The 13,681-nt window shown below is 51.8% G+C and carries 12 protein-coding genes and 1 tRNA gene; 12 read left to right on the top strand and 1 reads right to left on the bottom strand.

Going from position 1 to position 13,681, the window contains the following annotated elements; all coding sequences use genetic code 11:
- Positions 1-92: 92 nt before the first annotated feature.
- Positions 93-167, top strand: a tRNA-Gln gene (locus tag HEN33_RS11130).
- 154 nt (positions 168-321) lie between these two features.
- Here HEN33_RS11130 and ubiF read toward each other — a convergent pair.
- A complete protein-coding gene (gene ubiF / locus HEN33_RS11125; protein WP_176263547.1) occupies positions 322-1,497 on the bottom strand; it encodes a 3-demethoxyubiquinol 3-hydroxylase in 1,176 nt (391 codons plus the stop codon).
- Positions 1,498-1,642: 145 nt separating this feature from the next.
- On the opposite strand from ubiF, the gene miaB reads away from it, so the two are divergent.
- The 11 genes from miaB to hscC all read left to right on the top strand — a co-directional run bounded on the left by miaB (position 1,643) and on the right by hscC (position 13,677).
- Positions 1,643-3,067 (top strand): tRNA (N6-isopentenyl adenosine(37)-C2)-methylthiotransferase MiaB, encoded by a 1,425-nt coding sequence (miaB, locus tag HEN33_RS11120; RefSeq protein WP_000162740.1) that lies wholly within the window; start codon positions 1,643-1,645, stop codon positions 3,065-3,067.
- Positions 3,068-3,219: 152 nt separating this feature from the next.
- Positions 3,220-4,260: a PhoH family protein gene (locus tag HEN33_RS11115; RefSeq protein ID WP_001018040.1), complete on the top strand. Its 1,041-nt coding sequence runs from the start codon at positions 3,220-3,222 to the stop codon at positions 4,258-4,260.
- A complete protein-coding gene (gene ybeY, locus HEN33_RS11110; RefSeq protein ID WP_000084469.1) occupies positions 4,257-4,724 on the top strand; it encodes an rRNA maturation RNase YbeY in 468 nt (155 codons plus the stop codon). Before HEN33_RS11115 ends, ybeY begins: the two co-directional genes overlap by 4 nt.
- Before the next feature lie 89 nt (positions 4,725-4,813).
- Complete coding sequence (gene corC / locus HEN33_RS11105) at positions 4,814-5,692, top strand: CNNM family magnesium/cobalt transport protein CorC (protein WP_001278605.1); 879 nt, start codon at positions 4,814-4,816, stop codon at positions 5,690-5,692.
- 24 nt (positions 5,693-5,716) lie between these two features.
- Positions 5,717-7,255, top strand: coding sequence for an apolipoprotein N-acyltransferase (gene lnt / locus HEN33_RS11100; RefSeq protein ID WP_000853024.1), 1,539 nt, complete (start codon positions 5,717-5,719; stop codon positions 7,253-7,255).
- A gap of 396 nt (positions 7,256-7,651) precedes the next feature.
- Positions 7,652-8,560 (top strand): glutamate/aspartate ABC transporter substrate-binding protein GltI, encoded by a 909-nt coding sequence (gltI, locus tag HEN33_RS11095; RefSeq protein ID WP_001309342.1) that lies wholly within the window; start codon positions 7,652-7,654, stop codon positions 8,558-8,560.
- A 170-nt stretch (positions 8,561-8,730) separates the two neighbouring features.
- The gene (gene gltJ, locus HEN33_RS11090; RefSeq protein ID WP_000020941.1) at positions 8,731-9,471 is read left to right on the top strand and encodes a glutamate/aspartate ABC transporter permease GltJ; all 741 of its coding nucleotides are present in this window, start codon (positions 8,731-8,733) and stop codon (positions 9,469-9,471) included.
- Positions 9,471-10,145: a glutamate/aspartate ABC transporter permease GltK gene (gene gltK / locus HEN33_RS11085; protein WP_000272805.1), complete on the top strand. Its 675-nt coding sequence runs from the start codon at positions 9,471-9,473 to the stop codon at positions 10,143-10,145. The genes gltJ and gltK overlap by 1 nt, the downstream gene beginning before the upstream one ends.
- A complete protein-coding gene (gene gltL, locus HEN33_RS11080) occupies positions 10,145-10,870 on the top strand; it encodes a glutamate/aspartate ABC transporter ATP-binding protein GltL (RefSeq protein WP_000631384.1) in 726 nt (241 codons plus the stop codon). The genes gltK and gltL overlap by 1 nt, the downstream gene beginning before the upstream one ends.
- 117 nt (positions 10,871-10,987) lie before the next feature.
- Positions 10,988-11,923, top strand: coding sequence for a pyrimidine-specific ribonucleoside hydrolase RihA (gene rihA / locus HEN33_RS11075; protein WP_176263548.1), 936 nt, complete (start codon positions 10,988-10,990; stop codon positions 11,921-11,923).
- A gap of 83 nt (positions 11,924-12,006) precedes the next feature.
- Positions 12,007-13,677, top strand: a complete 1,671-nt coding sequence (gene hscC, locus HEN33_RS11070) for a molecular chaperone HscC (protein WP_176263549.1) — start codon at positions 12,007-12,009, stop codon at positions 13,675-13,677.
- Positions 13,678-13,681: the final 4 nt, after the last annotated feature.

Genomic DNA, 13,681 nt, shown 5'->3' with positions numbered 1-13,681 from the left:
AGGCACCGGATTCTGATTCCGGCATTCCGAGGTTCGAATCCTCGTACCCCAGCCAATTTATTCAAGACGCTTACCTTGTAAGTGCACCCAGTTGGGGTATCGCCAAGCGGTAAGGCACCGGATTCTGATTCCGGCATTCCGAGGTTCGAATCCTCGTACCCCAGCCACATTAAAAAAGCTCGCTTCGGCGAGCTTTTTGCTTTTCTGCGTATATTCAATGCCGAATACGATGTTGACTCGTCTTATCCTTACAAAGTCGGATGCGACGCTGATGCGTCTTATCCGACCTACAGTTGGCATGCATCCGGCAATGTTGTAAGGCTACAACCCTAACGCATATTTCAGCGCCTGACGTTTCAACACGCCAGCTCGCTCCGCCGCCATTAACCCGAGATTACGCATAAAACGCAGTGGCGGCAGATTATTGCTGAATCCGGCATAAAACAGATCCATACCGCTTTGCATAATGAAGTTATCTGCCATACGCCGCATCTGGTAACGCTTGAGGACAGGATAACTGGCCCACGCTTCGCCGTAGCTGCGGGCATTCACCAGAACGTCAATCAGCGCATCAACATCGCGATAACCAAGATTCACCCCCTGCCCCGCCAGCGGATGAATGGTGTGCGCCGCATCGCCCACCAGCGCAAGCCCTGGCTGCACATACTGCAACGCATGGCGGCGCGTCAGCGGAAACGCACCAGCAGCAAGCGGCGTTACATAACCCAGACGTGACGGGAAATGCTTCGCGATTTCCGCCTGGAGCTGCGCCATATTCATATTCTGCAACTGGCGAATACGCGCTGGTGAGTCGTACCACACCAGCGATGCCCAGTTATCAAACAGCGGCAGAAACGCGCGCGGCCCGTCCGGAGTAAACTGCTGCCAGGTGCTGTCGCCGGGATCATTCTCGCACTGTACGCTAATCAACATACACGACTGCGCATACTGCCAGGCATGAACGCCAATTCCCGCCATTTGCCGCACCTGCGAATTTGCACCGTCAGCGCCAATCACCAGCTTCGCCTGGATCACTTCGCCCCCCTTCAGTTCCAGTTCCTGAAGATCATTATGGCGATGCAGCGCAATCAGTGAGGTTGGCACACGTAACGTTACTTTCGGATGCGCTTCCAGCGCCTGCCACAGCGCCTGTTGCAGGACAGTGTTTTCCACCATGTAGCCAAGCAACGGTAGCTTAAGTTCAGCGGCGTCAAACACCACATGCGCCGTTTCCCACTCCCACGTTTCCAGTCTGCGATAAGGATGGCAACGCATGGCCTGTACCGCGTCCCAGACGCCTAAACCTTCAAGCAATGATACCGAAGCCGCACTAATCGCCGAGATCCGCACGTCAGGCTGGCTGTCAGCGACAAACGGTGCAGGTTGGGCATGTTCGATAACCGTTACCGAAAATCCGTGCTGAGCCAGTCCCAGCGCCAGTGCGCCGCCGACCATTCCTCCGCCGACAATGGCAATTTCCGTTGGTTGATTTGTCATGGTCAATCATCCTGTTAGCAATATGCTTTAAGTTTACAGGATTTTTACCCCCAAGGGCTGATAACGCTCATACTGGTCACAACGGCAGCAAAGCATTACACTATGCGCCCTGCATTCCTGGCTACTATTTCGCAAGAGCAAGTCGATGACCAAAAAACTCCATATTAAAACCTGGGGCTGTCAGATGAACGAGTACGATTCATCGAAGATGGCCGATCTGCTGGATGCCACCCACGGCTATCAACTGACCGACGTGGCGGAAGAAGCGGATGTGCTGCTGCTGAACACCTGCTCAATCCGCGAGAAGGCTCAGGAAAAAGTCTTCCATCAGTTGGGTCGCTGGAAACTGTTAAAAGAGAAGAATCCAGACCTGATTATCGGCGTCGGCGGCTGCGTGGCATCGCAAGAAGGCGAGCACATTCGCCAGCGCGCCCACTATGTTGATATTATTTTTGGGCCGCAAACGCTGCACCGTCTGCCGGAGATGATCAACTCCGTACGCGGCGACCGCAGCCCGGTTGTAGATATCAGCTTCCCGGAAATCGAGAAGTTTGACCGTCTGCCGGAACCGCGTGCCGAAGGACCAACCGCGTTTGTCTCCATCATGGAAGGCTGCAATAAATATTGCACCTACTGTGTGGTGCCTTACACCCGTGGTGAAGAGGTAAGCCGTCCTTCCGACGATATTCTGTTTGAGATTGCCCAGCTTGCGGCTCAGGGCGTGCGTGAAGTCAACCTGCTCGGTCAGAACGTGAACGCCTGGCGTGGTGAGAACTACGACGGCACCACCGGATCGTTTGCCGATCTGCTGCGTCTGGTTGCGGCGATCGACGGGATCGATCGTATTCGCTTTACCACCAGCCATCCGATCGAATTCACCGACGATATCATCGAAGTGTATCGCGACACGCCGGAGCTGGTGAGCTTCCTGCATCTGCCGGTTCAGAGCGGTTCCGATCGCATTCTAAACCTGATGGGACGTACCCACACGGCGCTGGAGTACAAAGCGATCATCCGTAAATTGCGTGCGGCGCGTCCTGATATTCAGATCAGTTCTGACTTCATTGTCGGCTTCCCGGGCGAAACCACCGAAGACTTCGAAAAAACGATGAAGCTGATTGCCGACGTCAATTTCGACATGAGCTACAGCTTTATCTTCTCCGCTCGTCCAGGAACGCCTGCCGCCGATATGGTTGATGATGTTCCGGAAGAAGAGAAGAAGCAGCGTCTGTATATTCTGCAAGAGCGCATTAATCAGCAAGCAATGGCATGGAGCCGCCGTATGCTCGGCACCACCCAGCGTATTCTGGTAGAAGGTACATCGCGTAAGAGCATCATGGAGCTTTCCGGTCGTACTGAAAATAACCGCGTGGTTAACTTCGAAGGCACGCCGGATATGATCGGTAAATTCGTCGATGTAGAAATTACCGACGTCTACCCGAACTCTCTGCGCGGTAAAGTGGTGCGAACTGAAGATGAAATGGGTCTGCGCGTGGCAGAAACACCGGAATCGGTGATTGCCCGTACCCGCAAAGAAAACGACCTTGGCGTGGGTTATTATCAGCCGTAATTCTCAGGCCCGCCGTTCCGGTGGGCCTTGTTTTTTCTCTCTTTATCCCCATCTTTATCTCAATGCTTGCGCCTTTTTCCTGTGGCGTGAATAATTTCCTTATAGGCCGGTGAATGTTCAGCTTCCGGCGGCATACAGATAAGAGGAACGGTTTGAACATAGACACTCGCGAAATTACTCTGGAGCCAGCAGACAACGCACGTCTGTTGAGCCTGTGCGGCCCGTTTGATGACAACATCAAACAACTCGAACGCCGTCTCGGCATCGAAATCAATCGCCGTGATAACCACTTTAAACTGACCGGCCGTCCGATTTGCGTCACCGCTGCGGCAGACATTCTGCGTAGCCTGTATGTCGATACTGCCCCGATGCGCGGTCAGATTCAGGATATCGAGCCGGAACAGATCCACCTGGCGATTAAAGAAGCACGCGTGCTGGAGCAAAGTGCGGAGAGCGTGCCGGAGTATGGCAAAGCGGTCAATATCAAGACCAAACGCGGTGTAATTAAACCGCGCACGCCAAACCAGGCGCAGTACATCGCCAATATTCTCGACCATGACATTACCTTCGGCGTTGGCCCGGCGGGTACGGGTAAAACCTACCTGGCAGTGGCTGCGGCAGTTGATGCCCTGGAGCGTCAGGAAATTCGCCGTATTCTGCTGACTCGTCCGGCGGTAGAAGCCGGTGAGAAACTGGGCTTCCTGCCTGGCGATTTAAGCCAGAAAGTAGATCCGTATCTGCGCCCGCTATATGACGCGCTGTTTGAAATGCTGGGCTTTGAAAAAGTCGAGAAGCTGATTGAGCGCAACGTTATTGAAGTCGCACCGCTGGCCTATATGCGTGGTCGTACGCTGAACGACGCGTTTATCATTCTCGATGAAAGCCAGAACACCACCATCGAACAGATGAAGATGTTCCTGACTCGTATCGGTTTTAACTCAAAAGCAGTTATTACCGGCGATGTCACGCAGATCGACTTACCGCGTAATACTAAATCAGGTTTACGTCACGCTATCGAGGTGTTAGCCGATGTCGAAGAGATCAGCTTTAACTTCTTCCACAGCGAAGACGTGGTTCGTCACCCGGTGGTAGCGCGTATCGTTAACGCTTATGAAGCCTGGGAAGAAGCCGAACAAAAACGAAAAGCGGCGCTGGCAGCAGAACGCAAGCGCGAAGAACAGGAACAAAAATGAGTCAGGTGATCCTCGATTTACAACTGGCATGTGAAGATAATTCCGGGTTACCGGAAGAGAGCCAGTTTCAGACATGGCTGAATGCGGTGATCCCGCAGTTTCAGGAAGAATCGGAAGTGACTATTCGCGTGGTCGATACCGCCGAAAGCCACAGTCTCAATCTGACCTATCGCGGTAAGGATAAGCCGACCAACGTGCTCTCCTTCCCGTTTGAAGTACCGCCTGGCATGGAGATGTCGCTGCTGGGCGATCTGGTTATCTGCCGTCAGGTGGTTGAGAAGGAAGCACAGGAGCAAGGCAAACCACTGGAAGCGCACTGGGCGCATATGGTGGTGCACGGCAGTCTGCATTTGTTAGGTTACGATCACATCGAAGACGACGAAGCAGAAGAAATGGAAGCCCTCGAAACAGAGATTATGCTTGCTCTGGGCTATGAGGATCCGTACATTGCCGAGAAAGAATAATTTGCCAGGCATTTGACTGGCAGACGTCCCCGCCGTTGGTGAGTAACGACGGCGTTTTGATTAACTAACATGAGAACCCATACGACGCCATGAGCGACGACAATTCACACAGTAGTGACACGATAAGCAACAAGAAGGGATTTTTCTCCCTGTTACTCAGCCAACTTTTCCACGGTGAACCGAAAAACCGTGACGAACTGCTGGCGCTGATCCGTGATTCCGGGCAGAACGACCTTATCGACGAAGATACGCGCGATATGCTCGAAGGGGTGATGGACATCGCAGACCAACGCGTTCGCGACATCATGATCCCCCGCTCCCAGATGATTACCCTGAAACGCAACCAGACGCTGGACGAATGCCTTGATGTCATCATCGAGTCCGCCCACTCACGTTTCCCGGTGATTAGCGAAGACAAAGATCACATTGAAGGGATTCTGATGGCGAAAGACTTGCTGCCGTTTATGCGCAGCGATGCAGAAGCCTTCAGCATGGACAAAGTGTTACGTCAGGCGGTTGTCGTTCCTGAAAGTAAGCGCGTAGACCGGATGCTGAAAGAGTTTCGCTCTCAGCGTTACCACATGGCGATCGTCATTGACGAATTCGGTGGGGTTTCCGGTCTGGTGACCATTGAAGATATCCTGGAACTGATTGTTGGTGAGATTGAAGACGAGTATGACGAAGAAGATGATATCGACTTCCGTCAGCTGAGTCGTCATACCTGGACCGTGCGCGCACTGGCTTCCATCGAAGATTTCAACGAAGCCTTCGGCACCCACTTTAGCGATGAAGAAGTCGACACCATCGGAGGTCTGGTGATGCAAGCGTTTGGGCATCTTCCGGCACGTGGCGAAACCATCGACATCGACGGTTACCAGTTCAAAGTGGCGATGGCTGACAGTCGGCGTATTATTCAGGTTCATGTCAAAATCCCGGATGACTCACCCCAGCCAAAGCTGGATGAATAAAACCGAAACTGGATAGATAACTACATGGCTTTTGCCTCATTAATTGAACGCCAGCGCATTCGCCTGCTGCTGGCGTTATTATTCGGTGCCTGCGGAACGCTGGCCTTCTCTCCTTACGACGTCTGGCCTGCGGCGATTATTTCGCTGATGGGACTTCAGGCGCTCACCTTTAACCGCCGTCCACTCCAGTCTGCCGCTATTGGCTTTTGCTGGGGATTTGGCCTGTTTGGCAGCGGTATTAACTGGGTCTATGTCAGCATCGCGACCTTTGGCGGAATGCCTGGCCCGGTTAACATCTTCTTGGTGGTGCTGCTGGCGGCGTATTTGTCGCTGTATACCGGACTGTTTGCTGGCGTACTGTCGCGTCTGTGGCCGAAAACCACCTGGCTGCGCGTGGCGATTGCCGCCCCTGCTCTCTGGCAAGTGACCGAGTTTCTGCGCGGTTGGGTGCTGACTGGCTTCCCGTGGTTGCAGTTCGGCTATAGTCAGATTGACGGTCCGTTAAAAGGACTGGCACCGATAATGGGCGTGGAAGCCATTAACTTCCTGCTGATGATGGTAAGCGGCCTGCTGGCACTGGCGTTGGTCAAACGCAACTGGCGTCCGCTGGTGGTGGCCGTCGTGCTGTTCGCCCTTCCCTTCCCGCTGCGTTACATCCAGTGGTTCACCCCGCAACCGGAGAAAACCATTCAGGTATCGATGGTTCAGGGCGACATTCCGCAATCGCTGAAGTGGGATGAAGGCCAGCTTCTCAATACGCTGAAGATTTACTACAACGCAACGGCACCGCTGATGGGCAAATCATCGCTGATTATCTGGCCGGAGTCGGCGATAACCGACCTGGAAATTAATCAGCAGCCGTTCCTCAAAGCACTGGACGGTGAGTTGCGTGATAAAGGTAGCTCGCTGGTCACCGGGATTGTCGACGCGCGTCTCAATAAGCAGAACCGCTACGATACCTACAACACCATCATCACGCTGGGTAAAGGTGCACCTTATAGCTACGAATCAGCCGATCGCTATAACAAAAACCATCTGGTACCGTTTGGCGAGTTTGTCCCGCTGGAGTCGATTCTGCGTCCGTTAGCACCGTTCTTTGATCTGCCGATGTCGTCATTCAGCCGTGGACCATATATCCAACCACCGCTGTCGGTAAATGGTATTGAGCTTACTGCGGCTATTTGCTACGAGATCATTCTCGGCGAGCAAGTGCGCGATAACTTCCGCCCGGATACCGACTATCTGCTGACTATCTCCAACGATGCGTGGTTTGGTAAGTCTATTGGCCCATGGCAGCACTTTCAGATGGCGCGAATGCGTGCGCTGGAGCTGGCGCGCCCGCTGCTGCGTAGCACCAACAACGGCATTACGGCGGTGATTGGCCCGCAGGGTGAGATTCAGGCGATGATCCCGCAATTCACCCGCGAAGTGTTAACCACTAATGTGACGCCGACCACCGGACTCACACCGTACGCACGTACCGGCAACTGGCCGCTGTGGGTGCTGACGGCACTGTTTGGTTTTGCCGCTGTGTTGATGAGTCTGCGTCAACGACGTAAATAATCCCTTCTTATCGTGCCGGAATACATCCCGTATTTCGGCACGCTCGCCGGATGTGGTATCAGTGCGTTATCCGGATGACAAAATTCCCCTATCCAACTTTGGCACATCTATTGCTTTGTTATACAAGGCAAAGCTTGAACCCGCGTCAGTACAACCCGGTTGCACCACAGCAATCCACCGGTAGCACCAAAAGAGTGCATTTTAAGAATTTTGCTTCGGAATGGTGCGGCGCATCTCGCAAAAACAAACAATAAAACATCAATATCTTTACATTTAGCCAAACTAAATGTTACCTAACAAACACAACACTGCACAATAAAGTTGCAGATGATAACAACACAAACACTCACAACGGGTATCCATGCGTTCTTAACGCAGAAGATAAAGGAGTTGGATATGCAATTACGTAAACCTGCCACAGCAATCCTGGCCCTGGCGCTTTCCGCAGGACTGGCACAGGCAGATGACGCCGCCCCGGCAGCAGGCAGTACGCTGGACAAAATCGCCAAAAACGGTGTGATTGTCGTCGGTCACCGTGAATCTTCAGTACCTTTCTCTTATTACGACAATCAGCAAAAAGTGGTGGGTTACTCGCAGGATTACTCCAACGCCATTGTTGAAGCAGTGAAAAAGAAACTCAACAAACCGGACTTGCAGGTGAAATTGATTCCGATCACCTCACAAAACCGTATTCCGCTGCTGCAAAACGGCACTTTCGATTTTGAATGTGGTTCTACCACCAACAACGTCGAACGCCAGAAACAGGCGGCTTTCTCCGACACTATTTTCGTGGTCGGTACGCGCCTGCTGACAAAAAAAGGCGGCGATATTAAAGATTTTGCCGATCTGAAAGACAAAGCCGTCGTAGTCACTTCCGGCACCACCTCTGAAGTTTTGCTCAACAAACTGAATGAAGAGCAAAAAATGAACATGCGCATCATCAGCGCCAAAGATCACGGTGACTCTTTCCGCACCCTGGAAAGCGGTCGTGCCGTTGCCTTTATGATGGATGACGCTCTGTTAGCCGGTGAGCGAGCGAAAGCGAAGAAACCAGACAACTGGGAAATCGTCGGCAAGCCGCAGTCTCAGGAAGCCTACGGTTGCATGTTGCGTAAAGACGATCCGCAGTTCAAAAAGCTGATGGATGACACTATCGCTCAGGTGCAGACCTCCGGTGAAGCGGAAAAATGGTTTGATAAGTGGTTCAAAAATCCAATTCCGCCGAAAAACCTGAACATGAATTTCGAACTGTCGGACGAAATGAAAGCACTGTTCAAAGAACCGAATGACAAGGCACTGAACTAATTACAAGAACCAGGGGCGGAAATTCCAGCCCTCTCGATTGTTACGTAGCACGGACAGACTATACGCCTGATGGTCGTTCCCCATCGGGCCTGAAAACCGCAATACGCTGGGTAACAATCTTCGAGGGTAGCAGTTAACACTGCTACCCTCTTTTTTTCTGGAGTAGATTTATGTCTATAGACTGGAACTGGGGTATTTTTTTACAACAAGCCCCGTTCGGCAACACCACCTATCTTGGTTGGATCTGGAGTGGTTTTCAGGTGACGATCGCTTTGTCGATCTGCGCCTGGATTATCGCTTTCCTTGTCGGTTCATTTTTCGGCATTTTACGTACCGTTCCAAACCGTTTTCTCTCCGGTCTGGGTACGTTGTATGTCGAACTGTTCCGCAACGTGCCGTTGATTGTGCAATTCTTTACCTGGTATCTGGTTATCCCTGAACTGTTGCCGGAAAAAATCGGCATGTGGTTTAAGGCAGAACTAGACCCAAATATTCAGTTTTTCCTCTCCTCCATGCTCTGTCTGGGACTGTTTACTGCAGCTCGTGTTTGCGAACAAGTACGCGCCGCGATTCAGTCGCTGCCGCGTGGGCAAAAAAATGCCGCGCTGGCGATGGGTCTGACGCTTCCGCAGGCTTACCGCTACGTACTGTTGCCTAACGCTTATCGCGTTATCGTCCCGCCAATGACCTCTGAGATGATGAACCTGGTAAAAAACTCCGCCATCGCCTCGACCATCGGTCTGGTGGATATGGCGGCGCAGGCCGGTAAATTGCTCGATTACTCGGCCCACGCCTGGGAGTCATTTACCGCCATTACGCTGGCGTATGTGTTGATTAACGCTTTTATCATGCTGGTGATGACGCTGGTTGAACGTAAAGTTCGCCTGCCCGGCAACATGGGGGGCAAATAATGTACGAGTTTGACTGGAGTTCCATTGTTCCTTCCCTGCCATATCTGCTCGACGGGCTGGTGATCACCCTGAAAATCACCATCACGGCGGTGGTCATTGGTATTTTGTGGGGTACGTTGCTGGCAGTAATGCGCTTGTCCAGCTTTGCGCCGATTGCCTGGTTTGCCAAAGCCTACGTTAACGTGTTCCGTTCGATCCCGTTAGTCATGGTTTTGCTATGGTTTTACCTGATTGTGCCGGGTTTTCTGCAAAACGTGCTGGGATTATCGCCAAAAAATGATATCCGTTTAATTTCGGCGATGGTGGCGTTTTCGATGTTTGAAGCGGCCTACTATTCAGAGATTATCCGTGCCGGTATTCAAAGTATTTCCCGTGGGCAGTCGAGCGCCGCGCTGGCGTTGGGGATGACTCACTGGCAGTCGATGAAACTGATTATTCTGCCGCAGGCGTTCCGCGCGATGGTGCCGCTGCTGCTCACTCAGGGCATCGTACTTTTCCAGGATACCTCGCTGGTGTATGTGTTATCTCTGGCCGATTTCTTCCGTACCGCCTCAACCATTGGTGAGCGTGATGGTACGCAGGTCGAAATGATCCTGTTTGCCGGATTTGTTTATTTCGTTATTAGCCTCAGCGCGTCGTTGTTGGTCAGCTACTTGAAAAGAAGGACAGCATAATGATTACCCTGAAAAATGTTTCAAAATGGTATGGGCACTTTCAGGTGCTGACCGACTGCTCAACCGAAGTGAAAAAAGGTGAAGTAGTGGTGGTTTGCGGCCCGTCTGGTTCCGGCAAATCAACGCTGATTAAAACCGTCAACGGCCTCGAACCGGTGCAGCAAGGTGAAATTACCGTCGATGGCATCGTGGTTAATGATAAGAAAACCGATCTGGCAAAGCTGCGTTCCCGCGTCGGGATGGTGTTCCAGCATTTCGAGTTGTTCCCCCATTTGTCGATTATTGAAAACCTGACCCTGGCGCAGGTGAAAGTGCTTAAACGCGATAAAGCCCCCGCTCGTGAAAAAGCATTGAAATTGCTGGAGCGCGTCGGGCTTTCCGCACATGCCAATAAGTTTCCGGCGCAGCTTTCCGGCGGTCAGCAGCAGCGTGTGGCGATCGCTCGCGCATTGTGCATGGATCCTATCGCGATGCTGTTCGACGAACCGACATCGGCGCTTGACCCGGAGATGATCAACGAAGTGCTGGACGTGATGGTCGAACTGGCGAACGAAGGAATGACCATGATGGTGGTGACCCACGAAATGGGCTTTGCCCGCAAAGTGGCGAATCGGGTGATCTTTATGGATGAAGGTAAAATTGTCGAAGACTCACCGAAAGACGCTTTCTTCGATGATCCGAAATCGGACCGCGCAAAAGACTTCCTCGCGAAAATCCTGCACTAATCCTTCTGGCGCGCATACCGAGGTGCGCGCCATCTCACGCTTTATCGTTTCGGCCCTCGTATCTGTTACATCCTGGCGTTACCCTTGTCGCAAAGAAGCACACAACAAGGAGCAACAATGGCACTGCCGATTCTGTTAGATTGCGACCCAGGTCATGACGACGCTATCGCAATAGTTCTCGCCCTCGCCTCACCAGAGCTTGATGTCAAAGCAATTACGTCTTCCGCCGGAAACCAGACACCAGAAAAAACCTTACGCAATGTTCTGCGTATGCTGACCTTGCTTAATCGCACCGATATTCCGGTAGCAGGCGGCTCGGTAAAACCATTAATGCGTGATTTGATTATCGCGGACAATGTGCACGGCGAAAGCGGTCTCGACGGCCCTGCATTACCGGAACCGACGTTCGCACCGCAAAACTGTACGGCGGTGGAGCTGATGGCGAAAACGCTGCGTGAAAGTGCGGAACCTGTCACGATTGTTTCTACCGGGCCGCAAACTAACGTTGCCTTGCTGCTCAATAGCCATCCGGAACTGCATAGCAAAATCGCCCGTATCGTGATTATGGGCGGCGCAATGGGGCTTGGTAACTGGACGCCAGCCGCCGAGTTTAATATTTATGTTGACCCGGAAGCGGCAGAAATTGTTTTCCAGTCAGGGATCCCGGTGGTGATGGCCGGTCTGGATGTTACCCACAAAGCACAAATCCACGTTGAAGACACCGAGCGTTTCCGCGCGATTGGCAACCCTGTTTCAACCATTGTTGCCGAACTGCTGGATTTCTTCCTCGAATATCATAAAGACGAAAAATGGGGCTTTGTCGGCGCACCGCTGCATGACCCATGCACCATCGCCTGGCTGTTAAAACCGGAGTTGTTTACCACTGTTGAGCGCTGGGTTGGCGTGGAAACACAAGGGAAATATACCCAGGGTATGACGGTTGTTGATTATTATTATCTGACCGGCAATAAACCGAATGCTACTGTAATGGTCGATGTTGATCGTCAGGGCTTTGTTGATTTACTGGCTGATCGTCTGAAATTTTACGCTTAACACACGTCATTGATTAAGATCACCACGCGTTACCTGGGTGGTCTTAATCTGTTTATCTCTTTTTCCTTTAAGATATAAATGCAATGGATAATGCAGAACTCGCCATTGGTATCGATCTCGGTACTACCAATAGTTTAATTGCCGTCTGGAATGACGGTGCCGCGCAATTAATTCCAAATAAGTTCGGTGAATATTTAACACCATCCATAATTAGCATGGATGAAAATAATCATATTTTAGTCGGAAAACCCGCTGTATCACGGCGCACTTCGCATCCGGATAAAACGGCAGCGTTATTTAAACGTGCAATGGGCAGTAATACCAACTGGCGGTTAGGCAGCGACACATTTAACGCGCCAGAACTGTCCTCTTTGGTATTACGCTCATTAAAAGAAGATGCCGAAGAATTTCTGCAACGTCCGATTAAAGATGTGGTGATCTCCGTTCCGGCTTATTTCAGCGATGAACAACGCAAGCATACCCGTTTAGCAGCGGAGTTAGCCGGGTTAAATGCGGTACGCTTAATTAATGAACCCACAGCAGCTGCGATGGCATATGGCCTGCATACGCAACAAAATACCCGCTCGCTGGTTTTTGATCTCGGTGGCGGCACGTTTGACGTCACGGTGCTCGAATACGCCACGCCGGTGATTGAAGTTCACGCCTCCGCTGGCGACAACTTTCTTGGCGGCGAAGATTTTACTCATATGCTGGTGGATGAAGTTTTAAAACGCGCCGCAGTGGCTAAAAACATGCTCAACGAAAGTGAGCTGGCAGCCCTGTACACCAGCGTGGAAGCGGCAAAATGCAGCAATCAATTACCGCTGCAAATTAGCTGGCAGTATCAGGAAGAAACGCGTGAGTGCGAATTTTACGAGAACGAACTGGAAGATTTGTGGTTGCCGCTGCTCAATCGCTTGCGAGTGCCGATTGAACAGGCGTTGCGCGATGCACGTCTGAAGCCAAGTCAAATCGACAGTCTGGTGCTGGTTGGCGGCGCATCACAAATGCCGCTGGTGCAGCGAATCGCCGTGCGTCTGTTTGGCAAATTACCGTATCAAAGTTACGACCCGAGTACTATTGTCGCGCTGGGCGCAGCGATCCAGGCCGCCTGCCGCTTACGCAGCGAAGACATTGAAGAAGTGATCCTCACCGATATTTGCCCCTACTCCTTAGGTGTTGAAGTTAATCGCCAGGGCGTTTCCGGCATTTTCTCACCGATTATTGAACGAAACACCACTGTACCGGTGTCGCGTGTAGAAACTTACTCGACCATGCACCCGGAACAGGATTCAATTACGGTTAACGTCTATCAGGGAGAAAACCACAAAGTTAAAAATAACATTCTGGTGGAATCCTTCGATGTGCCGTTGAAGAAAACCGGGGCTTATCAGTCGATTGATATTCGCTTTAGTTATGATATCAACGGGTTGCTTGAAGTTGACGTGCTTCTGGAAGACGGCAGCGTTAAGTCCAGAGTCATTAATCACAGTCCTGTAACATTGAGCGCACAGCAGATTGAAGAGAGTCGGACGCGGTTATCCGCATTGAAAATTTATCCGCGCGATATGCTCATCAACCGCACCTTTAAGGCCAAACTGGAAGAGTTGTGGGCGCGGGCGCTGGGTGACGAGCGAGAAGAGATCGGCCGGGTGATCACCGATTTTGATGCGGCGTTGCAGTCAAACGATATGGCCCGCGTCGATGAAGTTCGGCGACGGGCGAGCGATTATTTGGCTATTGAGATCCCTTAAACAC

It is taken from the genome of Escherichia sp. 94.0001 (assembly GCF_013369155.2).
Taxonomy (GTDB): Bacteria; Pseudomonadota; Gammaproteobacteria; order Enterobacterales; family Enterobacteriaceae; genus Escherichia; species Escherichia coli_F.
Note: the sequence above shows the minus strand (reverse complement) of the source record. Positions and strands in the feature narration are given on the sequence as shown.

Excerpts from the sequence above, each read along its gene's own strand:
- ubiF (WP_176263547.1), bottom strand. The coding sequence starts at position 1,497 with ATGACAAATCAACCAACGGAAATTGCCATTGTCGGCGGAGGAATGGTC.
- gltK (WP_000272805.1), top strand. The coding sequence starts at position 9,471 with ATGTACGAGTTTGACTGGAGTTCCATTGTTCCTTCCCTGCCATATCTG.
- gltL (WP_000631384.1), top strand. The coding sequence starts at position 10,145 with ATGATTACCCTGAAAAATGTTTCAAAATGGTATGGGCACTTTCAGGTG.
- corC (WP_001278605.1), top strand. The coding sequence starts at position 4,814 with ATGAGCGACGACAATTCACACAGTAGTGACACGATAAGCAACAAGAAG.
- gltJ (WP_000020941.1), top strand. The coding sequence starts at position 8,731 with ATGTCTATAGACTGGAACTGGGGTATTTTTTTACAACAAGCCCCGTTC.
- hscC (WP_176263549.1), top strand. The coding sequence starts at position 12,007 with ATGGATAATGCAGAACTCGCCATTGGTATCGATCTCGGTACTACCAAT.
- lnt (WP_000853024.1), top strand. The coding sequence starts at position 5,717 with ATGGCTTTTGCCTCATTAATTGAACGCCAGCGCATTCGCCTGCTGCTG.
- gltI (WP_001309342.1), top strand. The coding sequence starts at position 7,652 with ATGCAATTACGTAAACCTGCCACAGCAATCCTGGCCCTGGCGCTTTCC.
- rihA (WP_176263548.1), top strand. The coding sequence starts at position 10,988 with ATGGCACTGCCGATTCTGTTAGATTGCGACCCAGGTCATGACGACGCT.
- ybeY (WP_000084469.1), top strand. The coding sequence starts at position 4,257 with ATGAGTCAGGTGATCCTCGATTTACAACTGGCATGTGAAGATAATTCC.
- miaB (WP_000162740.1), top strand. The coding sequence starts at position 1,643 with ATGACCAAAAAACTCCATATTAAAACCTGGGGCTGTCAGATGAACGAG.